Consider the following 24512-nt stretch of genomic DNA (forward strand, 5'->3'; position numbering starts at 1 on the left):
TGACAGCAAGTTTTATCTTTATCTCATTGTTTTAAATAGACATTGTCAAAAATTACTCTGTTAGCCCTCCATCACACGACCAAATCGTCATTGTAAATTACCGCCACCGGGCGAAAATCAGCGCGGATTTTTCAGAGGTTATCTTTCCCATGTGTGCCCGTACCCGTAATAACGAAAAGCAAACACTGACACTTTCAGCCCTTTTTGCCGGCCTTTTTGCCGTTGCTGGCCTGATGGTCGGACTGTTTGTTGACTCAATGGTTATTGTTTTCGATGGTGTGTATTCACTGGTAAGCCTGCTGTTAACTTTATTGTCGCTGGCAGCTTCCCGCTTCATTGTGCGCCCGTCCTGTGACCGCTTCACCTTTGGCCGTGCCATTTTTGAACCGGCCGTTATAGCTGTAAAAGGTGCGGTGATCCTGCTGGTTGTCGGTTATTCCCTTTACTCCGCCATTGTTTCACTGCTGACAGGAGGCCATGAAGTCGATGCGTCAGTCGCTACCGTATTCGGTGTAGTTAACGTAATTGGTTGTGCCTTTGTGTGGTGGTACGTGGCTGCGAAGAATAAACGTGTGTCATCAGGCCTGATTGAAGCTGAAGCCAGTCAGTGGCAGATGGACACATTATTGAGTGTAGCCGTGACAGCAGGATTTGTGATTGCCTGGTTATTGTCACTCAGTCCCCTTGCCTCTTTCGCGGTGTATGCGGACCCGGTGATGATGTTAGCGATATCAGCGTTCTTCATCAAAGTGCCTTTTACGATGCTGATGTCAGCAATGCGCGAGCTGTTCTTAATGGCGCCCGCAGAAGAGCTTCGTCAAACCATTGATGAAAGCGTGGCTGCTGCGGTTGAAGAGTCAGACCAGGAAATTGAATTATCCGGTGTGGCAAAAGTCGGTCGCGAGTTGTGGGTAGATGTCGACTTCTATCCTGATAACAGTGATGTTATCCGTGTAAAAGATATCGAGCAAACCCGTGAAACCATCCGCGAAAAGCTATCTGACTTGCCCCTCAAACTGCAAATTACCGTGAATATCGCCGGCTAAGCTGCCGGCGGTTACCTGACTGACTGAGCCGTGCCGGATACGGTACAATCCCGCCAGCTTGTTTACCTGCCAGCATTTTAACAAGCTGGCAGCGTTACATTTACAACTCCCGTTGTTCTTTTCCTACTGCGATAAAGTAACCCTCAAAATCCTCAGGTTATCTCACATCTGCTTGTCAGCCAGTACAGCAATGCGTAGGATTTGCGGCGCTTTTTTTAGTGGTAACCTACTCAACATGTTAAATTTTCAGCAATTTCGCGAACAATTTATCCGGCAAAAGCTTCCCGCTTTACTGCTGCTGGTGTTCTGCGCATTTCTGATTGAAAACAAACAGGTTTACCTCACCACCGTCACGACATCCCATGTGGATGCCTCTATGTGTACGCTGGGTTTTGAAGTCGATAATACAGATGAAGAGCAACCGGACCCGTCTGTGCCGGTCACAGAAGTTCTCACTGTTTCTGCCTGCGCTCCGGCGCTTGTCTCCGTCAGGCCCTCTCACTTCACCACCCCGTCCACCTGCCGCTACAAGTTACCTCCGCCCCGGGCGCCGCCCTACGCGTAATCATTCCGGAATAGTGCCTGCGCACTGCTCCGGGGACACTTTAACAATATTTTTCTCACAGGCAAGTCCGGACAGATCCCATTTCTGACCGGATGGATTTCTGCGGCCTTTTCTTCGACACACACTCTGAGTGTGTGTGACGGGGCCGCGTCGTGCCTGCGCATGTCCCTGCGCAGGCGCAATAACCATAAAAATAGTGATCTATGAAAACGAGAACAATCCTGACTTTAAGTGTAGTGACGGCGCTGCTTGGCGGCTGCGGTCACGATGAAACCGCTGGCCATGAACAAACTGTAGAGTTTGATGTCACCCATCCTCTGCGTCAGAACAACACAACCGTGAAGGAGTATGTCAGTCAAATCCGTGCCATTCAGCACATCGAAGTGCGTGCCATGGAGAAAGGCTATCTGCAAAACACCTTTGTGGATGAAGGGCAAACGGTAAAAGCCGGTCAGCCTATGTTCAAAATTATGCCGGCTGTTTATGAAGCCGAACTTCATAAAGCACAGGCAGAGGCGGAAGCCGCCAGAGTGGAATACGAAAATACCCGTTCGCTGCAATCGCAGGATATTGTGTCTGATACTGAACTGGCCGTCGTCAAAGCCGGGTATGACAAAGCCCTGGCAGAGGTAGCGCTGGCACAAACCCACCTGGATTTTACCGACATCCGCGCGCCGTTCACCGGCAAAATGGACCACCTTGAAGCCCGTACCGGCAGTCTGCTGGATGAAGGTGAATTGCTCACCACCTTATCTGATCTCAGCACCATGTGGGTGTATTTCAACATGCCGGAATCTCAGTATCTGGATTATGTGCAGCGCGGTCAGGATATCACTGAAACCACTGTGCGGCTGAAGCTGGCTAACGGCTCGGTGTACGAACAACCCGGCCATATCGATACCATTGAAGCAGACTTTGATAACACTACAGGTACCATTGAAATGCGGGCTTCGTTCCCGAATCCCGATGGCCTGCTGCGTCACGGACAAACAGGTAACGTGCTGATGGACGTTGACTATCCTGACAGCGTGCTGATCCCGCAAAAAGCCACTTTCGACATACTCGATCAGACCTATGTGTACGTCGTTGACGACAATAATACTCTGCACACCAGACACATTCAGATTGCCGCAGAACTTCCCCATGTTTTCATTGTGGCAAGCGGACTGGAAGAGAGTGACACCGTGCTTATCGACGGATTACGCCGGGTAAGGGACGGTCAGCAAATCGAAGCAGACATGGTGTCTCCTGAAGAAGTCTTCGACAGCCTTGAGCTGGCAGCAGAGTAAAGGTCGAGATTATGTTTGGAGTTTTTATAAAGCGGCCTGTCATGGCCATTATGCTGTCGCTCATGATTGTGTTTCTGGGCGTATTGTCGATTTTTTCTTTACCTACATCCCAGTATCCGGATATTGCCCCGCCACGGGTGCTGATCTCTCTGGCATACCCGGGTTCCAATGCTGATGTGCTGGTAAAATCCTCTCTGGTTACTATTGAGCGCTCCATTAACGGTGTGCCGGGCATGAAGTACATTGTGTCTGACGCCACCAGCGCCGGTGAAGCCACGATTCAGGTGATTTTCGAGCTGGGTGTGGATCCTAATCAGGCACTGATGAACGTGAAGAACCGGCTTGATCAGATCAAAAACCGTCTGCCGCAACTCGTTCAGCTTGAAGGGGTGGTGGTAAACCGCGTGCAACCCAGCATGCTGATGTATATCAACGTGTTCAGCACGGATAAAGATGCGGATGAAAAGTTTCTCTATAACTATTCAAACATCAATATCATTCCTGAAATTCAGCGTGTAAACGGTATCGCCAGCGCTAAAATTCTGGGTAGCCGTCAGTACGCCATGCGTGTGTGGCTGAAACCTGACCGCATGCGGGCCTACAATATTTCCACTGAGGAAATTATGGAGGCCATGGACGAGCAGAGCCTGATAGGACGGCCGGGCCGTCTGGGACGGAGCTCAGGGTTAAGTGCCCAGTCCAAGGAATATGTACTGGTGTATGAAGGCCGGTACAACAAACCGGAAGAATACAAGAACATTATTATCCGCGCCGACTCCGACGGTAAATTGCTGAAACTGGGCGATGTGGCTGACGTGGAACTGGGCAGTGAATTCTTTGATATTTACTCCAACAAAGACGGCTATCCCTCAGCAGCCATTGTGCTTAAACAAAGTTACGGCAGCAGCGCCAGTGACGTGATTGAGCAGGTGAAAGGCAAAATGGAAGAACTGCAGGATACCTTCCCGCCGGGCATGGAATACGAAATCAACTACGATGTATCCAAATTCCTTGATGCGTCTGTTGAGCAGGTACTGCATACACTGGCCGAAGCATTCGTGCTGGTGTCTCTGGTGGTGTTTATTTTCCTCGGTGACTGGCGCTCTACCCTCATTCCCATCATCGCCGTACCGGTATCGCTGATTGGTACCTTTTTCTGTATGCAGGCCTTCGACGTCAACATCAACCTTATCACCCTGTTTGCGATGGTTCTGGCTATCGGGATTGTGGTGGATAACGCCATTGTGGTGGTGGAAGCCGTGCATGCCAAGATGGAAGATGATGCCGCCATCACGCCCTACAACGCCACCCGGCAGGTTCTGGGCGAAATGGGCGGTGCGATTATTGCCATTACCCTGGTGATGGTGGCGGTGTTTATTCCGCTTATCTTCATGACCGGTCCGGTGGGCGTTTTCTACCGTCAGTTCTCCATTACCATGGCATCTGCCATTATCATTTCCTGTATTGTGGCGCTGTCACTGACGCCGGTATTGTGCGCCATGTTGCTGAAGAATCATCACGGTCAGCCACAGAAACGCACGCCGGTAAGTATGTTCATCAACAGCTTCAACCGCGTGTTTGATAAAGTTACCGGTCGCTACACGGGCCTGGTAAGGGCTGTGGTTACCCGTCGCACGGTAACCGCCGTTTTACTGGTAGCCTTTGTTGCCGGTACGGTGGGAGTAAACGCTAACTTACCGGCAGGTTTTATACCCGGTGAAGATCAGGGACAAATCTACGCCATTATCCAGACGCCCCCCGGCAGTACACTGGAAGCAACCAATAAAGTTGCCAGAGAATTGCAGGAAATGGCGCTGGAAATTGAAGGCGTGTCATCGGTATCTTCGCTGGCAGGGTATGAAATCCTGACAGAAGGACGGGGTTCCAACGCCGGTACCTGTCTGATTAACCTTAAGGACTGGGCAGACCGTGAGCAGACTATTCCGGAAATCATTGAGGAACTGGAAGAGAAGGCCCACCACCTCGGTGCGGTCATTGAGTATTTCGAACCCCCTGTTGTGCCGGGTTACGGTGCCTCATCCGGCCTGTCGTTCCGTCTGCTGGATAAGACCAACACCACGGATTACCATGAATTCGATGACATCAACAAAGACTTCATGGCTGAACTGGGTAAGCGCAAAGAGCTCAAAGGACTGTTTACCTTCTATGCCGCTGATTATCCCCAGTACAAAATAGAAATCGACAACCAGGCCGCCATGCAAAAAGGTGTTTCAATTAAGGCGGCAATGGAAAACCTCGATATCCTGATCGGCAGTACTTATGAGCAGGGTTTCACCCGCTTTAATAACTTCTTCAAAGTGTACACTCAGGCAGCCCCTGAATACCGCCGTTATCCCAGCGATCTGCTGGATTACTATGTGCGGAATGAAGAAGGGGAAATGGTGCCCTACTCTGCGTTCATGAAATTAATCAAAACCGAAGGTCCTAACGAGATCACCCGCTACAACCTGTATACCTCATCGGCCATCCGTGCTGAACCGGCTGCCGGTTATACCTCTGCAGATGCCATTAAAGCTGTGGAAGAAGTGGCCGCGGAAACACTCCCACGGGGCTACGATATTGGTTGGGAAGGTTTGTCATTTGATGAAGCCAGACGGGGCAATGAAGCGGTGGTGATTTTCGTGGTGGTACTGCTGTTCGTGTACATTGTACTGGCAGCGCAATACGAGAGTCTGCTGTTGCCCTTTGCCGTTATTCTTGCCTTGCCAACCGGTATCTTCGGCTCGCTGGCCATGCTGAAAATGATGGGTCTGGCAAACGATGTTTATGCCCAGCTCGGTCTTGTCATGCTGGTAGGTCTGCTGGGTAAAAACGCCGTACTGATAGTGGAATACGCCGTGCAGAAAAAAGAACAGGGCTTGTCTATTAAAGAAGCGGCAGTGGAAGCGGCAACCGCACGGTTCCGGCCAATTCTGATGACCTCCTTCGCCTTTGTTGCCGGCCTGATCCCGCTGGTTATCGCTACCGGTGCCGGTGCAGTGGGCAACCGTACAATCGGTTCATCTGCGCTGGGCGGTATGGTAACAGGCACAGTCTTCGGCGTGCTGGTGATCCCGGGCCTTTACTATTTATTCGCCAAACTGGGCGACGGTAAATCTCTCATCAAAAATGAAGACCAGCTGCCCTTCACCGAAACTTACCACTACAACGATAAGGAGAGTGACAATGACTAAATCACGCTGTTTTACCCTTAGTCTGAAACCGCTTGTTGTTGCGGTAAGTGCGGCTCTACTGCTGCAGGGTTGTGCCATACCTGATATCGAAACCCGTGACGCCAGTGTGGCGATGCCGGAACAATTCACACCTGAAACGACAGAGACGCCGGTGAATATAAACTGGGAAGACTGGTTTAAGGACCCGGATCTTATTGCACTGGTAGACACTGCGCTGGCAAATAATCAGGAAGTCGCCATGATGCTGCAGCGCATTAATATGGCGGCCAATGAGGTGTATGCCAGCGAAGGGGAATACCTGCCTCAGGTGTCTGCAGGTGCTGAAGCCGGCGTGGAGAAAGCCGGTGAATATACCCGTGACGGCGCAGTGGAAAAACAACTGGCCATCCGCGAAGAGAGGGAATTTCCTGATCCGCTGGCGAATCTGCGCCTTGGCCTGAATGCTTCCTGGGAGCTGGATGTCTGGCATAAACTCCGTGACGCCTCTAAGGTGGCGTCACTGGAATATCTGGCCAGTATTGAAAACCGCAAGTTCTTCGTCACTGAAATGGTGGCGGAAGTGGCCCGCACTTACTACGAGTTGCTGGCGCTGGATAACCATCTTGCGAATCTGGATGCTAATATCGACATTCAGCAACATGTGCTCAACACCCTTGAGCAACTTAAGCACTATGGCCGCTCTTCGTCTTTACCACTCACCCGCTTTGCGGCTGAAGTAAATAAGAATAAGAGCGAACGGTATCAGGTCAGACAGGAAATTGCTGCCACTGAGAACAAGCTTAATTTGCTGCTGGGACGGCCTCCCCAGCCCATTGCGCGTAACGCTGAACGTCTGATGACAGCATCACTGACAAAGCCCTCTGCCGGCGTGCCGTCAGAACTGCTTGCCAACCGCAGCGATATTCGTGAGGCTGAGCTGACACTGCAGGCGGCGAAGCTGAATATCGACGTTGCCCGCGCCAACTTCTATCCGTCTTTCGCGCTGAAAGCCGGTGTGGGGCTGGAATCCTTTGATACGCGGTATCTTCTGGACACACCGGAGTCTGTTGCCTGGTCACTGTCCGGCGATATTTTTGCGCCGCTGATCAACCGCCGTGCAATTGAAGCTGAGTATAAGAATGCCAGTGCTGAGCAAATTCAGGCTGCCTACGAATACGAGTACACCGTAGTCAGGGCAGTTTCTGAGGTTTCCACCCGCTTATCTGCACTGGATAACCTGAGCAACAGCTATGCGGCAAAACAAGCCCAGATTGAGCAGCTGGAAGCGTCGGTGAATATTGCCAACAAGCTGTTCGCCTCTGCCCGTGGTGAATACCTGGAAGTGTTGCTGGCACGCCGGGAGTCACTGGAAGCGAAAAGTGAACTGATTGATACCCGCAAAGAGCAGTTCACTGCACTGGTGGAATTGTATCAGTCGCTGGGCGGCGGCTGGCGCAGCTAAGGCTTAGCCAAACCTTGCCGGAAACAAAAAGCGGACAATTCGTTGTCCGCTTTCTTTCAGGCTTTTTTGCTCAGAATGCATAGTCCGGCAGAGGAATATCAATCATGCCTTTGCGATACTGCTCTGTTGTTTCATCGCTGAGTTCATCACGGTTCGACTCTGCATAGCGGCGCAGCTTTCTGATTTCGCTGTGCTCTTCCACTTCCCGCAATGCATCGCGGTAGCGCGCCATTCCGCTGCGGCCGATAGCATTGGTCAGCCAGGCAAAAGTATCCGCCTGATTTTTCTGTGCCGTGGCATAGTTTCTCAGTAATATTTCCGCAGCTAAATCACACAGGGCCTCGCTGCGAAGCTCTTTTGATGACATCTCCTGTGCCGCCCGTTTCAGACTGGCAAGGTCGCCGGCCAGCATCATCTCTTTAAGACGATTCACAATGTCTGCGTCGGCCTCTTTGCTGTAAAGATCTTCCGGCAACGTGAACATGCCAGCCACAAACTGCTCTCCCTCTGCACCCGGCAACTCGTCCAGTGCGGTATCAGCATGGCGTTCCAGCTTGTCTATCTGTGTGTTTTCCACCACTTCAGACAACACGCCGTAGTAGCGGCCATTTTCAGATGCACCAATGGCACGTGCCAGCCATGCAAGGGAGTCCACATCACTGCGCACCGCCCGGGGATATTTCTTCAGCAGAATAGCAGCAGCAATATCCAGTAACTCGGGATCGGCTATTTTTGTACTGAAAATACGTTTTGACGCTGTTTTTAACAGAACCATATCACCGGAAAGCATCATGTCCGCCAGCTTCTGTTCCTCAGGGCCTAATTCCGCCATTGCACTGAAAGACAAGGCGCTCACCGATAATCCGATTGCCATTACGGCTGTTGTTATATATCTCATCATTACTCCATTTCGTTGAGATGACTTCACTTCAAAATCAGTACATACCGCCATTGACGCTGATCACCTGACGGGAAATATAGCGGGCTTCATCTGACACCAGAAAGCCGATGGTATTGGCTACATCATCCACATGACCGAAGGTGCCCAGGGGAATCATTTTCTTCGCTTCGTCTGCCACCGCCCCTTCAATCATGCCGGTTTCTATGACGCCCGGTGCAACACAGTTTACTGTGATCTTTCTTTTACCCAGCTCAATGGCAAGCGCTTTAGTGGCACCGATAATGCCGGCTTTAGACGCGCTGTAATTCGTTTGCCCGCGGTTGCCCATCAGGCCGGAAACCGAGGACAGGGTAACAATACGTCCGCCCTGACGCAGCCTGATCATGGGCATGATCACCGGATGCAGCACATTGTAGAAACCATCCAGATTGGTGTGTACCACGCCATCCCACTCTTCGCCGGTCATGGCCGGAAAGGCAGTATCGCGGGTAACACCGGCATTACAGACCACACCGTAATAAGCACCATTTTGTTCAATATCGGCTTCAATGGCGGTGCGTGTTCCGTCTCTGTCGGCAATATCAAATTGCAGGGCCACGGCACTGCCGCCGCCGGCAATAATATCCTCAACCACTTTGGCAGCAGCGTCTTTACCGCTGCGGTAATGTACCGCTACGGCAAACCCCTGCGCAGCCATTTTGTAGGCAGTGGCTTTTCCGATACCGCTGCTTGCTCCTGTGACGAGGATTCTTTTTTGTTCAGACATGAGATCCTTTTTCCTTCTTGTCAGGCTCACCGTTAAACAGGCTTATTGCCGCAATAAAATTAATCGTATTTCCAATCAGAATGATGCTGCCGAAGGCCTGAACCACCGGCATATCGCTGAATGCCAGCAAGCCGAAAGACAGCAGGCTGGTTACTGCAGACAGCAAAATAGCTTGTTGGGTAGTGTCCGGTTTGTCCGCCATTTCGCGGGCAAAGATGATGTAATCCATGCCGAGTCCCAGCACCAGAAACAGTGCCATGATATGAAACACATTGAGGGCCTGACCGCACAGAAGCACCAGCGCCACGGCAATCAGGCTTGCAGATGCAGGAATGAGCAGCAGACGGATGACCCCGGCGCTGCGGTACCAGAGCGCCAGCAGCAATCCGACCAGACCGTAGGCAATGACCAGCAGCATGGCACCGGTTTCCCGCTGGGATTTCAGTGCCAGTGTGGCATTGCCCAGGGTATTCACATAGTCAATTTCAGGAATGGCAGCCGCCGCTTTTTCTATGGCAGCTAAATCACTGTTTTTGCGGATAAGAGCAAAACTGATTATTTCTTTGTTTTCACCGGCCCCGCTTCCTGCCGACCAGAGCGGCGGTAGACCATCAACTCGTTCAGACAAACCGGCGAAATCCAGTACCTTGCCGGCACCGTCAACGTAAGCCGCTTTTACCGGTGCAACAGACTCTGGCGGTAGACCCAGCGCGCGGGCAAATACATCAAGCACACCGCCATCACTGTAGAGTTTTGCCTGCAATACATAATCCGCCTTTTGCGCTTCAGGTGAAGGCAACCAGTCAGCGATGCTGCTCACTGAATCGCCGGGCACACCTTCTGAGCTCAGCAAACGATCCAGTGCATCAAAAATCTGTTGTGGCTGTTGCCCGCGGATAAGCAGATAGCGACCGGGCTCGTATACCTGAGTCAGCGCCGATACAGCCTGCTCCTGCTCCAGTAAGGCAGGAGAAACATGGAAAAAGCGTCTGGGATCATCATTCACCTGTAATCCGCCGGCGTACAGGTACAAGGCACTCATCACCGCCATAGCCAGTCCGGCAATAGCCAGAGCGCGGGGACGTCGGGCGGTGACACGTTGACAGGAACGAATTACAGTTTTCAGCAACGGCTGTCTGGCTTCTATGGGACGGCGCACCACTAACGGCCCCAGCAGCATGACGCTCAGCCATGCCATGGCCAGCCCGGCACAGGAAAACAGAGCAATTTTCTTAAGAATGGTAAGTTCAGCCAGGCTCAGGGCACCATAACCCACCAGGGATGTAATCACACTCAGCACCATGGCGCGGTACAACACGGTATCATGACCGCTGGCACGGGCTTTCTCATTGGCTGGCTGCGCCGGTGACTGTGCTGCTGATAAGAAGTGATAAAAATAGTGCAGTGAATAATCCACCACAATACCAATCAGACTGGCACCGAAAACAATGGTCAGCACATGCACAGAACCGTATACCCATACGCTGGCGAGAATACCGGCCCCCACACCGGCGGCAATAGAGCCAAGGGCCAGGGTTAACGGTAATAACGAACGGAAAACCAGCAACATCAGCACCAGTACGCCGGCAATTGAGCCTGCAGCAATAAGCTGAATATCCGCTTTGGCTGACTGCGCTGAATCCACAGCAAAAAAGAACATCCCGGAATGCAGCACCGACACATCAAACTCTTCACTGACGGCCTGCTCTGCGGCGTTGATTTGTTCGTAAAAAGCATACTGCTGCGCCATACCGGCGGGAAAATCAGTGAAACTCACGCTGAATGACGAAACGGCTGCGGTGTGCTTGTCAGCCACCATGGACGGATCAAGACGTGCCGACATCCCGATAAGGTAATCTGAAAACCAGCCGAGGGGATCCTGTTCAAAGGGAACCAGTCTGACGCCCTCACCCAACTGATAAAGCTTTCGCTGCGCCGCTGCGGCGAGTTGTTCAGGGGTTTTGTCGTTGAGGGCTTCCCGTTGAGAAGCGCTGAGGAAATTAAACCTGAAGGGCGTAATAGCAGGCAAATATGCGGCCTGCATTTCATCATTGCTGGCAACGTTCAGGCCAGGCACGACATTCAGGGCTGTTTGCAATGAACGGGCAGCTTGTTCAGTGCGCTTATCGTTATCGCTCTGCACAACCATCATAAAACGCTGGCTAATGTCATCAGTTAACGCGTCCAGCGCATATCGCAGGGCCGGGTCGCGTACTTTATCCGGATTTAAGTCGTTGAGATTCGTATCAATCTGCACTGCCTGCGGATTGATAACAACAAACAGCACGCCGGCCAGTAGGGTAGCGATGAAGCAAAGCCGGAGAAAAAACGACATCATCGTTGATCAGAATGCGTCGAAGCGGGCGGGTGAAAGCAGAACGCGACACCAGTTTGTTTTACCGGAATACAGTGTTTCGCATTGTTCCCAGGCTTTCCGCTTGCTCTCGAAACTGTATTCCTCAATCTGATCAATAAGCACCTGCGTATTCTGCCCGGTTGCGTCTGTGACTTTAATCGTTACGGCAGGTTGCGTGGCATCTCCGTCTCCGGTCGCGGATTTGGCGATACGGATTGCTTCCAGTCCTTTTCTCATCATCTCGCTCTCGGGGATGAGTAGCAATGTGCCGTCCGGTTCCTGAGTGACCGCGAATTCATCAGTAAAGTAGCCGGTGTCGCCTTTCAGCAAACGAACGAAAATGTTCGACATAATATAACGGGCAACGCCGCTGAGAGGCGTTAATGTGCCATCATCTTCAGCGCGGAAATTGTTGGTGCTGTTCACGTACAATATGGCTTCACTGAAGGGCTCGCTGGTATGCCATACCAGTCCTAAATCGCAGGAATAATAAAAATCACCGGCAGATTTGAGCGGTACAGGCAGGCCCTGCATAGATTTTTGCTGGCTGAACTGGCCGGAAAAGTGACAGCCGGAAGGAAACATGGAAGAGAGTAACTGCTCTTCGGTGGCCTTGTCTTCAACTTCCCGGGAAGGATCTGCATCCGCCATAGCCGGCAACACTGTCACCAGTCCTGTCAGCCAGACAGTGAACAAACTGATGAGCGCGGGGCGGCGGCTCATGGTTTATTTATCCATGCAGTGACGGCGTCAGTAAGAAACGCCGGAGACTCGTACTGGGTGATCTGCTCAGGCATGGCCACCGCAAACTGGGTGGTCTTGCCTTTAGTGAACACCTCACCGGTATCACGATCTTTAATGGCATAGCTGATTTTCAGGCGGTTTTCCCATTCAGTCAGCCAGGATTCCACCACGACTTTTTGCTCAAACAGCAAAGGCTTGATGTACTTCACCTGAATATCAACGATGGGAAAAAAGAACCCCTGCTCTTCCATCACACTGTACGGACAGCCTATTTCAGACAACAACGCACAGCGGGCCATTTCCATGTATTTAGGATAGTTACCGTGCCAAACCACGCGGTACGCATCCACATCGAAAAAAGGGATGTCGATATTCAGGCGATTTTTTTTCATCGGTTTACGCTTTCGCCGGCAACTCAGCAAGCACGTCAACGACGTCCTGTATGGTTCTCACCTGTTTGAACTGAGACGGGGAGATTTCTACGTTAATGGTTTTTTTCAGGTCAACCAGTAAATCTACGGCATCAATGCTGTCGATATCCAGGTCTTCGTAAAGACGGGCTTCAGGCACGATTTCCGCCGGTTCCAGCTCGAAAAGGTCTACTAAAGTGTCTCTGACCTGTGCCAGGATATTTTCATTTTCCGCATTCATAACGCATTCCCTCTTTGATTTTCCAGCTGTTCCGGCGTGGCCGTTGTCTCTGTAGACAGCTGTTTGTTGTAATAGTTTTCCAGAAACTGAGTCAGATGTCTGTACTGCTTAGGTCGCGGTAACGTAGTGTCTATGCAGTCATCCAGTGCCAGTAATTCACCTGAACGCAGTGTAAATGCCGGGCCGCCTTCCGGGATATCATACCATTTATCGCCCTTTTTCAGCGCACGGGGGTAGCACTCTATCATCACAGGCATGATGGAGGCATTAACGGCCACCGCCATATTGGCAGCTCCCCTTTTAAAGCGCAAAACGTTATCTTCTTTGGTCCGCGTGCCTTCAGGAAAAATCAGAATATTCTCACCGGCTTCCAGTTTGGCCGCCGCCATAGGTAATACCTGCTCAGCATTGTTTGGTATAAATCCGGCCTGGCGCACCACCGCACCGGTAAAAAAGTTATCCCAAATGGCGCTTTTCACAAAACAACACATCTGCTTATTCACCGCAAGCAGCAGCACCACATCAATCAGTGACGGATGGTTCGCAATAACAATGTGCCCGGGGCGGGCTGAGTGCATCGAGTCCACATCGAACGAATACCGGATAAGGCCGAAAAATCGCATAATACGAATAAATGTCAGGCACCCTTTATGAATACACCAACGGATCATGCGTTGCTTTTTAGCCGGCGAAATAATGGTGACAGGACTCATCAGCCGGAAGAAAATACCTACCAGTAAGGCCCCCACGCCAAATAGCGAATAACTTACGCCGGCGCTGAGGATTTGCCAGCTTTTGCGCAGTTTAGCTAACAGCATACCGGCGCTCCGGTGCGGCAATCGCCTGGCTGTTTTAGAGCCAGATACCGGCTCAGGCACAGAAACATTCGATTTCAACCAGCAGGTCTTTACGACAGATATCTGCCAGGGTGTACACTGCATCAACATCAGGGTAATGCCTGCTCAGCCAGTCACGGATAAAGGCGACATCCTTTTCGTGACGGACATAGACTTTAAAGGCTGACAACGGGCACTGCTCCGGATTCGCTGTATCAAGCAAATGGCTGATATTTCCCATGGTCACAGTGAGCTGCTTCTCAATATCTCCCTCTCCCAGTGTCTGATGGCCTGTAATGCTGGCCGTTCCTGAGATAAATAAAAAGTGAGAGTCATTCAGTGTCAGTGCTGTAGCACGGGCAAATGAGGGACTGGAAATGCCATACTGGCGGGGATATTCGTAGGCGTTCACCTGATGGTGATTATTGTAATGCCGTGGCTTAACGCGGCTGGCGAACACATAAAATACAGCACCATCGTTATGATGCCCCAACGCTGATGCAGCGGGGAAAGCCTGAGGGGAAATACCTGCTTCTTCAAATGCTTTCAGACGACCGGTGCAAAACTTTTTATACACCTCATGGTCGCCGTCACCGGCATTAATCGCCGGCAGATAATTCCAGAAGCGGAACGGATGCGCGAACCCCTTCTCATCCAGCACACCCAGAATTGCCCCGTAGGCGGTTTGGGTGTGTTGCTCAATATCACAGCATTCATCCTTTGTCAGCCAATGTGCAACGCAAATCACATCGTCCGTTTCAGACCAGTAACAACGTCCTGTCTGGCCACGGGTCACTTTGCCCTTTACCGTCCACACTTCACTGACTGTATCAGAGCCCGCTTCTTCAAGCCCTGTTGCAATCAGGCCGTTCCCGAAAGGTTCACACTGGTTGATAAGAGGCATTACCGCAAGAACATCCTCACGGGATTGCAGTGCTTTGGCGGGGGTGGAACAAAAATGCTGTTTTAACATGAGACAACTGGATGTGGTGTAATTTCAAACAGGAATGAGGCAGCCATTCACATGGCAAAAATATCAGCAAACCGGCGGTAATACACAAGGCCCTGCCTGTCAGCGCGCCCTGCCGCGAATCGCCGCTTCAGGTAATCATTCCGTGACACAAAATTAGTTTTTAATCTGGCGGTAGTTTAAACTAGCGAAAATTGAAAATAAAGCGAATGGACTCACCCTTTACCATGGCTGTTAACATTCGTGAACACCAGTAAATAACTCTTTCATGCCTGATACTTTTCCCCTTTTTACCCGTGAAGCAGAAGACGCAATTGCGTATCTGACCCGGCCTGTCGATACTGCAGCTCTCAATACCGGGCCGGTTACTGCCTCCCGCTTTCTTTCCCATGTGAAGCAGGTCGCAGAAGCTCTGACCTGTCAGGGTCATGCGATTAACCTGTGTGAGAACCGTTACCTGTTTCTGGTGGGACTGTGTGCCGCTGTTTTACGGGGCGCGACGACCTTGTTACCGCCGGATAAAAACATCGCCACCCAGGAGCAGATGAACGGGGACTACGGGGATTGTTTTATTATTCACGACGGGAGTGAAATCAGTGCCGCTATCCCTGCATTTAATATCCTGTCAGTGAAATGCCCGCAGACTGACAGCAGCGATTTTTCTGTACCCGTCATTGCGGATGATTTTCTGGCCTGCATCAGTTTCACTTCCGGCTCTACAGGAAAATCAAAGCCTAATCTCAAATACTGGCGCACCTTGCACCGCAGCAGCCTGATCAACTACACCTTCATGATCCCTGATTGTGAAGAGACCTTATATCAATTGGCCACCATGCCGGCACAACACATGTGGGGTTTTGAAACCTCAGCCTTGCTGCCGTTATTCAGCAAAGTGTGCATGAGTGATGCAAAACCCCTGTTCCCGCGGGACATTCTGGATACCTTCGCAGCTCTGCCGGAACCCAAACAACTGGTTTCCACCCCTGTACATTTACGGGCGCTGTGTGCCGGTATGACGTCTGATGTTCACGCCCACTCCGTACTGTGCGCCACGTCCCCGCTGACCACTGAACTGGCCACCGAAGTGGAGCAGAAATTCAACGCGCCGTTAAGAGAAGTGTACGGTTGCAGTGAAGTGGGATCGATGGCGGTGCGACGTTCTGCCAGGGAACAAGCCTGGTTCAAATTTGAAGGCATTGATTTTGCGCAGAACGACGGTACCACCACGGTGCGCGCTGAACATTTGCCCTCAGATACCGTGCTGCAGGATTTCATTGAATTTAAAGATGACAATCACTTTGTGTTATCCGGGCGGGCAAGCGACTTAATAAAGATTGCCGGTAAACGGGGTTCACTGTTTACCATTAATCAAACGCTGCTGACATTTAAGGGCCTGGAAGATGGCATTGTGATTCATCCTGAATCAGCCGGTCCGGTTACCCGCCTTGTCGCCATTGTGTCGCTAAAGCCGGGGGTAGAAAAAGCGGAATTGGTGCGCTTTTTACAAGCCCGTTTAGACAGTGCTTTTGTGCCGCGACCTGTGTACGTGGTGGATGCGCTGCCCCGTGAATCCAACGGTAAGCTGCTGCGCAAAAACATTGATGCGCTTCATGCTTCACTGAAAAAGAAAAGGTAATAAGAGTACCGGCAGCTAAGTAAAAAAAGGGCGCCCCGAAAAATTCGTGACGCCCTTTTTGTTTGTTTTTTCACTGCCCTGCTGACAATGTTTTGCGTTTAAACCCGTTTTATGATCAACGAGGTATTGATACCACCGAAAGCGAGGTTGTTACTCATGAAGCAATCGGTTTTGATTTCGCGGCATTCCTGGCGAATGTAATCCAGCGGTGCACATTCCGGATCAACATTATCCAGATTCAGTGTGGGTGCAAACCAGTTTTCTTTCATCATATTAACGGTCGCCCACACCTCAAATGAGCCGCACGCGCCCAGCGTGTGGCCGGTATAGCTTTTCAGCGAACTAATGGGCTTGGCGCCCACAACCTGATAAGTCGCATTACTTTCGACAATATCACCATGCTGCGTTGCCGTACCATGCGCCGAGACATAACCAATGTCATCAGCGGTTACACCGGCATCTTTCATGGCTGAGGCCATGACACGTTGTACCGTTTCTGGATTAGGTTTAACCAGATAAGCGCCGTCGGTATTGGTGGCGTATCCGGTGACTTCTGCCAGGATGTTCGCACCACGGGCTTTTGCATGTTCGTAGGATTCAAGAATAAGCGTACACGCCCCCTCACCCAGTACCAGGCCATCACGATCGCGATCGTAAGGCCGGGGCGTGGCTTCCGGGGTATCATTTTTGGTGCTGGCCGCGAACAAGGTATCAAATACCGCCGCCTGGGAAGGGCACAATTCCTCTGCGCCACCTGCAATCATCACATCCTGCTGACCAAACTTAATGGCTTCATACGCATAGCCAATCGCCTGGCTGCCCGCCGTGCAGGCACTCGATGTAGTGTACATGCGGCCCTGGGTACCGAAATACACACTGATATTCACAGCCGCGGTGTGGTTCATCATGCGCAGATAGGTGCTGCTGTTAATGCGGGAAGTCGAAAAGTTCTCCAGCATAGGTGCAAATTCCAGTGCTGCCTCACTGCTGCCTGTGGCAGAACCGTAAGCCACACCCGTCACAGAAGAGCGGATCACCGGATCATCAGTCAGGCCGGCATCAGCCAGCGCCCGCTCAGTCGCCAGCACACCCATTTGGGCAACACGGCCCATGCTGCGTTTTTTCTTTTTGGTATAGTGATCAGGCAAAGCAAAGTCGTGAATGGGGGCAGCCAGATAGGTGCCAAGACCGTCATACTTTTTCCAGTCTTCCATATAGCATACTGCTGATTTCATCGACTGAAGCGCAGATTTTACCTGCGACCAGTCATCACCCAGCGCAGACACTACACCGGCTCCGGTAATCACAACCCGTCTGTCATTATTGTTATTCAAACTACATCCTTTTCTTAAACAGGCCGGCGGAATACCGACAAACTTGCCGTTGCCAAACACTGCACTTCGCTGCCGTCTTGCGGCTCATTTTCAATGAAGCAATCGAACGTTGCAAGCCCGTCGCCCACCAATGCTTTTTCTTCACAGCGCACCGTGTACTTACCCGGTGCAAAGTAATCGCAATGGGTTTTAAATGAGCGCGTTCCGAGCAGAAACCCCAGGTGCGGCGTAACTTTCCCGAGGGCAAGCTGATGCCCGGCGATAAGTGCGGCGGTCTGACCCATGTATTCCAGACCAATCCAGGCAGGGACGCCTTTACCGGCTTCAAAAAACGGGCTTTCTTCATCGACGTAGGTACGCGATGCCGATGAGGTTTCAGTGACATCCAGTACTTCGTTAATCAGTAACATGGGCGGACGGTGAGGAATTAACTCAAACAACCGGCTGTCGAAACGGGTTTCCTGCGACATTACTTCCCTTCCCCTTTGGTGCCCGCGGATAAAGACATGGTGTCGCCGGGCTGCCAGAAATCATAAAAATTAAACCATTGATACGGTGCGTTCAGGCAATGTGCTTCCAGTTTCGACGCAAACTGTTGCGCATAATGCTGTAAATCCTGCTGGCGAGTTTTGCGGTTGATCTGCAATTTGTCACACAACGGCGCCACATCAAACAACACCTTGTTGTCTGACGCTTCACAGCGATAAGCAAACATCAGCTTAACCGGACACGCCAGCGCTTTTGCCAGCATGTAGGGGCCGATGGGCAGTGGCGCATGTTCACCCAGAAACTGAACATCAACGGTGCGTTCCAGACCACTCAGAGGCACACGGTCACCGGCAATGAACACCCACTCGCCGGCATCAATTTTTTCCTTCAGCATCATGATGGTGGTGACATCAAACTCATCAACCTGAAAGACATTAAGACGGGATTCGTTATTTTCGTCCTGCATCATTTTAACGAAGTTGCCGGCGTGCTTGTCGTAAACCAATATGTTGATGACCTTGCTGCGGTAACGGTGCATAAAGCCCCGGCAAAACTCCAGGTTACCGAAATGAGAGCCGATAATAAGCTGCCCTCTGTCATCGTTGTGCAGGGCTTCAATATTCTCCGGCGAGCTGAGTACAAAGTCTTTTTCTGAGATTTCATCCAGCCAGCCCAGCATCTTATCCAGAATCACTTCAGCAAAGGTTTTGAAATGCAGCAGCACATGACGGTAACCCGGCTTACTTTGCCAGATCTCAGGCTTAAACCGGTAATGAGCGGTCAGGTATTGCAGCGATGCCTCACGCTGCTCCCTGCGGCACAGCACAAAATACAGCGCCACCGGATACATGATGATTGAAAACACTTTGCGGCCGCACAGCCGGTAAATAAAAAACACCAGTCGCATGGCTGCCATGGTGCCGGCTTCTCGGGATTGCGACCAGTGCGCCTGCGGTTCTGTGGTTGCGGTTTTATCTGACGCCGTCATCGTGCCCTCTCTTACTTACCCAACAAGGCACGAATGCGTGTGATTAACAGTTTTGGCAAGCGAATAAGCATGCCAAACATCAACCGTACATGCAGGCGGATCAGCATGAGGTTATCTTTCAGATAATGAAAATGGGATACGGTGTTTTCGTGATAAATCACCTTGGTAGGAATGAAGTGCAAATCGATGCCTGCCCATACCGCTTTCACCAGCAGTTCCGGGTCGAAATCCATTCGCGGGCCAAGGTAGTAATTATCGAAAACCCGCTCAATTTGTTTGATGGGATACACCCTGAAGCCGCACAGGCCGTCTTTAATTTGCAAAGACAATGTTTCCAGCGCTACCCAGAAATCGGTAACTTTGCGGCCGTATTTTCTCGCGAACGGCGCGGTTTCATCAAAATAAGGCTGACCGGAAATAAAGGAGTCAGGGTGTGAGCGACTGTAATCCAGCAGTTTTTGCGCATCATCGATGTTGTGCTGGCCGTCTGCATCCAGTTGCAACACGTGGCTAAAGCCCATGGCACTGGCGTGATAGCAGCCGGTGATCACCGAGGCACCTTTACCACGGTTCGTCTGGTGTCTGACAAGGTGAAAATCCGGGTAAGGTTTAAGTAGTGCTTCCACCTTCGCCACGCTTTCTTCACCACTGCCATCATCCACCACAATGCAAGGTAGATTCAGTGATGCCAACGCCGGCAGAAATTTTTCAAACAGCACTTCGTGTTTGTAATGAGGAACAATAATGCAATATTTCATGATGCGGAAAACTTAAAACTGCCCGTGGAAAATGAGTCTGTTTCGTTGGAGAAGTGAAACGAAACACTGCCTTTGGCTGCATTGTGATTGAGCGTGAGTTGCATCTGTGCACCCGGCATGACCATGGTTTTGAATTTGATATTGGTGAGTTGATGAAAACGGCTATCGCGAATAAACAACGCTTTTGCCAGTTTTCCCGCCCAGTCTATCTGCACCACACCGGGCAGCACTTTATGATCAGGAAAGTGACCGTCGAACCAGGCGAGATCCTCGCTTACCTTAAGCGTAATCTCAGCAGACGCTTCATCCATTTTTACGGCCGTAATATCCGGCCCTTCCTGCGCGTTAAACAGTGCTTTCAACGCATGTATATCAGTCATCAACAATCTTATGCTTCTTTTTGTAGTGGCGACGGAAGAGTAATTCAGCAACCACAAATACGGCAAAAATCAGGTAGGACAGTAAACCGTTGTAGAGTGTCCATACAGCGAAACTGCTGAACCAGACCGTCCAGGCGGCCACCGCTGCATTGAGTAACAGCAACAGCCCCCACGCCAGGCTCAGCGCCCTGAGATATCCTTTCGCCTGTGCCGGCGGATTATGCCCACCAGCCCGGGCGAAGCGTTCTATCAGGGTGTGCTCATCAAGCAACGAAATCAGGAACAGCAGTCCCATTCCGGCGCTCATGATCACAGGGTAACATTTCAGCAGTATTTCACTGTTTAGAAATATAACCCCGGCGCAATATAAGGCAATCACGGCAGTCATCAACCAGTCACTGGTTTTACGACTCCTTCCTGCAACCACCAGCCTGAATATGGCTACTAACAGTAACACCGCACCGAACCAGCGGGGATCTATCGTGTCGATGTTAAGCCACACCACAACCGGGTAAGCCACAGACACAAGAACAAAGAGCAGCGGAATTAAATCCTTCGGGCCCCGCTTCCGCGGTGATGCACTCACGCCAGCACGCTTTGCCTGTAACTTCCCAACACCGCCCGTTCTTCATCATCAATCTGCGTGGTGGCTTCGTCGCTCAGCATATCTTCAAAGTACGGAACGATTTTTTGCATAATGGCAATGTTCTTCTCCAGTGCCATTTCCACATCAATATCCGGGTTTTTCAGTACGTCATTAAGCTCGCCCAGACAAGGCACCAGAAACTGGTCCATAAAGCTGCCTTTGGCGGGTAAAACCAAACGCTTCTGTGCTCTTTCAGCCAGCAACATCTGCATTTTCTTATTCAGCTTCTGGGTTTTCAGCAGGTTCGGGGTAATTTTACGCATGGTGTCTAAATCGCCGATGGCGTCGGTGAAAAACAGCAAGGCAAACACACCCCAGTAGTAGGTGTAATCCCAGACCAGCTTAATCGACATCATCTTACGATCGCCGAAACCGCCGTACTGATCTTTGTAAATTGACAGGGTGTTCTCAAAGAACGAGTCGTAAAACTTGTGGAACAAGGCCGCTTCAAAACGAATGTCCTGCCCTTTTCTGTCACGCTCGATAAGATGGGTAACAAAGGTATTATTCAGTGCGATGAAATCGCTGCCCGGTGAATAGAAAGGGTCAGCAAAGGCGCCGGCTTCACCTGTCATGGCCCAGCCAGAGTCTGAGAACATCTGCTTGCAGCCGTAGGAATAGCCTTGCATGACTTTAAAGTCGAGCAGTTCCGCCCCTTCAATGGCCTCTGCGCACAGCGGATGTTCCTGTTGTAACCATGCCATGGTGTCTTCAAAGGTGCTGATTTTGCTGTCGGCCAGCGCTTTATCGTCCATGACGATACCAAAGCTGGTGGCGCCGGACGCAAGAGGAATGATCCACACCCAGTAACCCGGGCCCATCAGATGATTGGTGCTTAACCAGCGTTTACCCGGTTCGAGGACACGATTTTGCCAGGCTTCATTATCAGACCATTCATCGATAATGACCCGCTTATTGATCCGGAAGAAAACCGCATTGCCCTGATGGCCGGTTTCAGTCTGCAAGTTCAGCTTATTTCGGAGCAACGCCTGACGGCCTGCAGCGTCGACTAACCAACGCCCCTGAACGGTGATCGTGTCGTCGCCGCGACGGCAAACCACAGTGTGATTTTTATCGCCCAGTTCAATGTCTTCGGGCACTGCGCCATCAAGAAATACCACGCCTTTTTCTTTCAGCATGGTGTAGAGATAGTTTTCCAGCGTACCACGTTCAATTTGATAGGCCGGAATGCCGAATAGCTCGCTGACGCCCAGTTCATCATAATCGCTGTAATCGTTTTGCACTTTACCGAAGAACAGCCTGAGGCCGTACTTACGCAGATGCTTTTCCTTGAAATGGTCTTTCAGGCCAAGTACATCAGTAAAGTAGTGCGCACCAATTTCAACCGTAGACTCCCCCACTTTTGCCGTGGTGTCGTGTACCGGAAAGGTGTTCTTCTCAATTATGGTTATGCCATAAGTGTCGTCGCGGTTAAGCAGTTGCAGCGCCAGGCTCATGCCTGCCAGCCCGCCACCGGCGATGATAATGTCCGTATTCATCTGATCCATCGTTTACCCTTCACAAGCTAAAGTGAGACTGGTTCCACTACTTAGCGGAATCGTGATCTGCCCAACAGGTTGATTCAACAGTTCAGCAACACACAATACCTTTGCCGCAGGGTTTTGGGCGTAGATTTCTGTGAGATACGTACTGTCAGCGTTGAGCTCCGGCCAGCTTGCATCTTCCTGCTGATTTACCGTTGCCGTAAGCACCTGGCCTTCCACACCGGCGTCGTGCGGATAAATCACCAATGAAAACGCAAAGGTTTCCTGATTTGGCAACACGGGCGTCAGAATCTCTGCCACCGGCGCGTCATAGAAAGTGAGCAGCATGGGCACGTTTTCAGTTTCGCACTGAATCATGGCCTCAAGAATGGTTAACGACACCGACTCTTCATACCCAGCAACAGAATTGGCCGCGCTCATGGTGCCCGTACTAATAGTCCAGTAGCCGGCCGGCGCATTGTGTACCGAGTTATGGAACTTGGTCGGCGACAGCTCTTTATGTTCAGACGCCAATGTTTTGCACATGTAGTCGGTCAGGTCGGTATCGCCCAGACCAGACACAAACACGCAAGTAAGGGTATCGGGCTCAACACCGGCATCTTGCGTCGCCTGCCATGAACTCTCAACCGCCAGCTTAACCGGCAACGGGGCCCGACGTCTTTCATTGGCGGGAATAATACCGGGTTTCGGGCTTTTCAGCTTTGCTTCCGGTAAGTCTGCGCCACCGAGCAGCGCTTGAAGTGCAGACCAGTTTTCAAAGTAGCTGCCCCAGGCACCGGTGCCTGCAATTTTACATTTCAGTGCTTTTGTCTGCATATTACTCTGCCCTGCTAAACAAAAGTGTACAGTTATTACCACCGAAGCCGAATGAATTGGTCATCACGTGCTGACACACTTTCTCTTCGTCTGTGGCTTTAATGGAGAAATCCAGTGCTTCATCCAGCGTTTCCAGGTTCTTTGAACCCGGGATCACGTTGGTATGCAAGGTGTCCATGGCGATAATGGCTTCGGTAATTCCGGCTGCGCCCAGGGTATGCCCCATCCAGGCTTTGGTCGATGAACAACGTACAGACGCAGGGAACAATTCGGAAATCAGCTTTCCTTCAATTAAATCGTTAGCCCGGCTGGATGTGCCATGAAGGTTAATGTAATCCACCGACTCTGGAGATAATGCGGCCCGTTTCAGCGCTTGTGTCATCGACAATCTGGCGCCTAATCCATCAGGATGCGGGTGCGACATGTGGTGTGCATCTGAGCTTTCGCCGTAACCGGCCAGTGTAATGCCCCGGCCGTTGTCATTTTCACCCGCGCGTTGGAGCACGGCAAAACCGGATGCTTCCCCCAGGTTAATCCCGTCCCGGTGCTGATCGAAAGGCTTGCACGGGTTCGGCGACAGTAACTGCAGCGAATTAAAGCCGTGCAGCACACTCAGACACAGCGTATCCACGCCGCCTACCAGCACCGCATCAACGATACCGGTTTCCAGCCAGCGGGCGCCGGTGGCAAACACTTTGGCGGAAGAAGAGCACGCTGTATTGATAGTGAGTGACGGGCCTTTAATACCGGAAAGGTGTGCGGCAAATAAGGCAGGTGCATGAGGATTATGCACAAACGGCTGTTTGAAAGCTTCGGTTAACCCATTGTCGCTGTTGAGTTTGGTGTAGGCTTCTTCAGTACGGTCGATACTGGACGTGCTTGAGCCCATGACTAAACCAATGCGGGCAGCGCCGTATTTGCTGATTAATGCTGAAACCGTATGGCGAATCGTGCCCTGTTCATAACCTAATGCAGCAAGGGCATTGTTCCGGCTTTGCCATTGACCGAGGTCATCCACGCCATTGATTTGCTCGACAACGCCAATCCAGGTGTCTAAATCTGAACCTGGCAGGTTGTTCTTAATCAGGCCGCTTTTATGCTGTTTGAGTGAAGTCCGTAAGACGCTGAGATTAAGCCCGGCCGCCGAACAGGATTCGTAATCGATGATATCTATTTTCATGTCGTCAAAGATAACCCTCAA

Annotated in this window: 23 protein-coding genes; 6 read left to right on the forward strand and 17 right to left on the reverse strand. The window is 51.2% G+C overall.

Annotated elements, in window-relative coordinates; all coding sequences use genetic code 11:
- Positions 1-149 precede the first annotated feature (149 nt).
- The 5 genes from J3369_RS16365 (at position 150) to J3369_RS16385 (ending at position 7535) form a co-directional block, all read left to right on the forward strand.
- The gene (locus tag J3369_RS16365; RefSeq protein ID WP_349588822.1) at positions 150-1046 is read left to right on the forward strand and encodes a cation diffusion facilitator family transporter; all 897 of its coding nucleotides are present in this window, start codon (positions 150-152) and stop codon (positions 1044-1046) included.
- 235 nt (positions 1047-1281) lie between these two features.
- Positions 1282-1611 carry a hypothetical protein gene (locus J3369_RS16370; RefSeq protein ID WP_303572742.1) on the forward strand — a complete coding sequence of 110 codons (330 nt, stop codon included), beginning with the start codon at positions 1282-1284 and terminating at the stop codon, positions 1609-1611.
- Positions 1612-1814: 203 nt separating this feature from the next.
- On the forward strand, positions 1815-2900 hold the full coding sequence (locus tag J3369_RS16375; protein WP_119502368.1) for an efflux RND transporter periplasmic adaptor subunit: 1086 nt from the start codon (positions 1815-1817) through the stop codon (positions 2898-2900).
- An 11-nt stretch (positions 2901-2911) separates the two neighbouring features.
- Positions 2912-6094 (forward strand): efflux RND transporter permease subunit, encoded by a 3183-nt coding sequence (locus J3369_RS16380; protein WP_349588825.1) that lies wholly within the window; start codon positions 2912-2914, stop codon positions 6092-6094.
- A complete protein-coding gene (locus J3369_RS16385; protein WP_349588827.1) occupies positions 6087-7535 on the forward strand; it encodes a TolC family protein in 1449 nt (482 codons plus the stop codon). The genes J3369_RS16380 and J3369_RS16385 overlap by 8 nt, the downstream gene beginning before the upstream one ends.
- Before the next feature lie 70 nt (positions 7536-7605).
- On the opposite strand, the gene J3369_RS16390 is transcribed toward J3369_RS16385, so the two are convergent.
- Genes J3369_RS16390 through J3369_RS16425 form a run of 8 tightly spaced genes read right to left on the reverse strand, consistent with a single transcriptional unit; the run spans position 7606 to position 14762 of the window.
- Positions 7606-8436, reverse strand: coding sequence for a hypothetical protein (locus J3369_RS16390; RefSeq protein WP_349588829.1), 831 nt, complete (start codon positions 8434-8436; stop codon positions 7606-7608).
- A gap of 34 nt (positions 8437-8470) precedes the next feature.
- Positions 8471-9202 (reverse strand): 3-oxoacyl-ACP reductase FabG, encoded by a 732-nt coding sequence (fabG, locus tag J3369_RS16395; protein ID WP_349588831.1) that lies wholly within the window; start codon positions 9200-9202, stop codon positions 8471-8473.
- The gene (locus J3369_RS16400; protein WP_349588833.1) at positions 9195-11540 is read right to left on the reverse strand and encodes an MMPL family transporter; all 2346 of its coding nucleotides are present in this window, start codon (positions 11538-11540) and stop codon (positions 9195-9197) included. Before J3369_RS16400 ends, fabG begins: the two co-directional genes overlap by 8 nt.
- Positions 11541-11546: 6 nt before the next feature.
- Positions 11547-12281 carry an outer membrane lipoprotein carrier protein LolA gene (locus tag J3369_RS16405; RefSeq protein WP_349588835.1) on the reverse strand — a complete coding sequence of 245 codons (735 nt, stop codon included), beginning with the start codon at positions 12279-12281 and terminating at the stop codon, positions 11547-11549.
- A complete protein-coding gene (locus tag J3369_RS16410) occupies positions 12278-12694 on the reverse strand; it encodes an acyl-CoA thioesterase (protein ID WP_303572736.1) in 417 nt (138 codons plus the stop codon). Before J3369_RS16410 ends, J3369_RS16405 begins: the two co-directional genes overlap by 4 nt.
- 4 nt (positions 12695-12698) lie before the next feature.
- Positions 12699-12953 (reverse strand): acyl carrier protein, encoded by a 255-nt coding sequence (locus J3369_RS16415; RefSeq protein WP_349588837.1) that lies wholly within the window; start codon positions 12951-12953, stop codon positions 12699-12701.
- A complete protein-coding gene (locus J3369_RS16420; RefSeq protein ID WP_349588839.1) occupies positions 12950-13771 on the reverse strand; it encodes a lysophospholipid acyltransferase family protein in 822 nt (273 codons plus the stop codon). The genes J3369_RS16415 and J3369_RS16420 overlap by 4 nt, the downstream gene beginning before the upstream one ends.
- 52 nt (positions 13772-13823) lie before the next feature.
- The gene (locus J3369_RS16425; RefSeq protein ID WP_349588842.1) at positions 13824-14762 is read right to left on the reverse strand and encodes a chorismate transformation FkbO/Hyg5 family protein; all 939 of its coding nucleotides are present in this window, start codon (positions 14760-14762) and stop codon (positions 13824-13826) included.
- 265 nt (positions 14763-15027) lie between these two features.
- Between J3369_RS16425 and J3369_RS16430 the strand changes: the two genes are divergently transcribed.
- Positions 15028-16395: an AMP-binding protein gene (locus J3369_RS16430; protein WP_349588844.1), complete on the forward strand. Its 1368-nt coding sequence runs from the start codon at positions 15028-15030 to the stop codon at positions 16393-16395.
- 98 nt (positions 16396-16493) lie between these two features.
- Here J3369_RS16430 and J3369_RS16435 read toward each other — a convergent pair whose 3' ends face one another.
- Genes J3369_RS16435 through J3369_RS16475 form a run of 9 tightly spaced genes read right to left on the reverse strand, consistent with a single transcriptional unit; the run spans position 16494 to position 24491 of the window.
- On the reverse strand, positions 16494-17729 hold the full coding sequence (locus J3369_RS16435) for a beta-ketoacyl-ACP synthase (RefSeq protein WP_349588846.1): 1236 nt from the start codon (positions 17727-17729) through the stop codon (positions 16494-16496).
- A gap of 14 nt (positions 17730-17743) precedes the next feature.
- Positions 17744-18199, reverse strand: coding sequence for a hotdog family protein (locus J3369_RS16440; protein ID WP_349588849.1), 456 nt, complete (start codon positions 18197-18199; stop codon positions 17744-17746).
- Complete coding sequence (locus J3369_RS16445; RefSeq protein WP_349588851.1) at positions 18199-19206, reverse strand: lysophospholipid acyltransferase family protein; 1008 nt, start codon at positions 19204-19206, stop codon at positions 18199-18201. Before J3369_RS16445 ends, J3369_RS16440 begins: the two co-directional genes overlap by 1 nt.
- An 11-nt stretch (positions 19207-19217) precedes the next feature.
- Positions 19218-19964: a glycosyltransferase family 2 protein gene (locus J3369_RS16450; RefSeq protein ID WP_349588854.1), complete on the reverse strand. Its 747-nt coding sequence runs from the start codon at positions 19962-19964 to the stop codon at positions 19218-19220.
- Positions 19961-20344: an ApeI family dehydratase gene (locus tag J3369_RS16455; protein ID WP_349588856.1), complete on the reverse strand. Its 384-nt coding sequence runs from the start codon at positions 20342-20344 to the stop codon at positions 19961-19963. Before J3369_RS16455 ends, J3369_RS16450 begins: the two co-directional genes overlap by 4 nt.
- Entirely contained in the window at positions 20337-20930 is a 594-nt protein-coding gene (locus J3369_RS16460; RefSeq protein WP_349588858.1) for a COG4648 family protein, read from the reverse strand. The genes J3369_RS16455 and J3369_RS16460 overlap by 8 nt, the downstream gene beginning before the upstream one ends.
- The gene (locus J3369_RS16465) at positions 20927-22498 is read right to left on the reverse strand and encodes an NAD(P)/FAD-dependent oxidoreductase (protein ID WP_349588860.1); all 1572 of its coding nucleotides are present in this window, start codon (positions 22496-22498) and stop codon (positions 20927-20929) included. The genes J3369_RS16460 and J3369_RS16465 overlap by 4 nt, the downstream gene beginning before the upstream one ends.
- Before the next feature lie 3 nt (positions 22499-22501).
- A complete protein-coding gene (locus tag J3369_RS16470; RefSeq protein WP_349588863.1) occupies positions 22502-23311 on the reverse strand; it encodes a beta-ketoacyl synthase chain length factor in 810 nt (269 codons plus the stop codon).
- A 1-nt stretch (position 23312) separates the two neighbouring features.
- Positions 23313-24491, reverse strand: a complete 1179-nt coding sequence (locus J3369_RS16475) for a beta-ketoacyl-ACP synthase (protein WP_349588866.1) — start codon at positions 24489-24491, stop codon at positions 23313-23315.
- Positions 24492-24512 lie beyond the last annotated feature (21 nt).

Source organism: Alteromonas sp. NFXS44 (assembly GCF_040148705.1).
GTDB lineage: Bacteria > Pseudomonadota > Gammaproteobacteria > Enterobacterales > Alteromonadaceae > Alteromonas.

What these genes read in the sequence shown, in the direction of transcription:
- J3369_RS16375 (WP_119502368.1), top strand. Translation starts at nt 1,815, where the DNA reads ATGAAAACGAGAACAATCCTGACTTTAAGTGTAGTGACGGCGCTGCTT.
- J3369_RS16470 (WP_349588863.1), bottom strand. Translation starts at nt 23,311, where the DNA reads ATGCAGACAAAAGCACTGAAATGTAAAATTGCAGGCACCGGTGCCTGG.
- J3369_RS16415 (WP_349588837.1), bottom strand. Translation starts at nt 12,953, where the DNA reads ATGAATGCGGAAAATGAAAATATCCTGGCACAGGTCAGAGACACTTTA.
- J3369_RS16465 (WP_349588860.1), bottom strand. Translation starts at nt 22,498, where the DNA reads ATGGATCAGATGAATACGGACATTATCATCGCCGGTGGCGGGCTGGCA.
- J3369_RS16440 (WP_349588849.1), bottom strand. Translation starts at nt 18,199, where the DNA reads ATGTCGCAGGAAACCCGTTTCGACAGCCGGTTGTTTGAGTTAATTCCT.
- J3369_RS16420 (WP_349588839.1), bottom strand. Translation starts at nt 13,771, where the DNA reads ATGCTGTTAGCTAAACTGCGCAAAAGCTGGCAAATCCTCAGCGCCGGC.
- J3369_RS16410 (WP_303572736.1), bottom strand. Translation starts at nt 12,694, where the DNA reads ATGAAAAAAAATCGCCTGAATATCGACATCCCTTTTTTCGATGTGGAT.
- J3369_RS16405 (WP_349588835.1), bottom strand. Translation starts at nt 12,281, where the DNA reads ATGAGCCGCCGCCCCGCGCTCATCAGTTTGTTCACTGTCTGGCTGACA.
- J3369_RS16385 (WP_349588827.1), top strand. Translation starts at nt 6,087, where the DNA reads ATGACTAAATCACGCTGTTTTACCCTTAGTCTGAAACCGCTTGTTGTT.
- J3369_RS16370 (WP_303572742.1), top strand. Translation starts at nt 1,282, where the DNA reads ATGTTAAATTTTCAGCAATTTCGCGAACAATTTATCCGGCAAAAGCTT.
- J3369_RS16365 (WP_349588822.1), top strand. Translation starts at nt 150, where the DNA reads ATGTGTGCCCGTACCCGTAATAACGAAAAGCAAACACTGACACTTTCA.
- J3369_RS16450 (WP_349588854.1), bottom strand. Translation starts at nt 19,964, where the DNA reads ATGAAATATTGCATTATTGTTCCTCATTACAAACACGAAGTGCTGTTT.
- J3369_RS16380 (WP_349588825.1), top strand. Translation starts at nt 2,912, where the DNA reads ATGTTTGGAGTTTTTATAAAGCGGCCTGTCATGGCCATTATGCTGTCG.
- J3369_RS16425 (WP_349588842.1), bottom strand. Translation starts at nt 14,762, where the DNA reads ATGTTAAAACAGCATTTTTGTTCCACCCCCGCCAAAGCACTGCAATCC.
- J3369_RS16430 (WP_349588844.1), top strand. Translation starts at nt 15,028, where the DNA reads ATGCCTGATACTTTTCCCCTTTTTACCCGTGAAGCAGAAGACGCAATT.
- J3369_RS16455 (WP_349588856.1), bottom strand. Translation starts at nt 20,344, where the DNA reads ATGACTGATATACATGCGTTGAAAGCACTGTTTAACGCGCAGGAAGGG.
- J3369_RS16445 (WP_349588851.1), bottom strand. Translation starts at nt 19,206, where the DNA reads ATGACGGCGTCAGATAAAACCGCAACCACAGAACCGCAGGCGCACTGG.
- J3369_RS16400 (WP_349588833.1), bottom strand. Translation starts at nt 11,540, where the DNA reads ATGATGTCGTTTTTTCTCCGGCTTTGCTTCATCGCTACCCTACTGGCC.
- J3369_RS16390 (WP_349588829.1), bottom strand. Translation starts at nt 8,436, where the DNA reads ATGATGAGATATATAACAACAGCCGTAATGGCAATCGGATTATCGGTG.
- fabG (WP_349588831.1), bottom strand. Translation starts at nt 9,202, where the DNA reads ATGTCTGAACAAAAAAGAATCCTCGTCACAGGAGCAAGCAGCGGTATC.
- J3369_RS16475 (WP_349588866.1), bottom strand. Translation starts at nt 24,491, where the DNA reads ATGAAAATAGATATCATCGATTACGAATCCTGTTCGGCGGCCGGGCTT.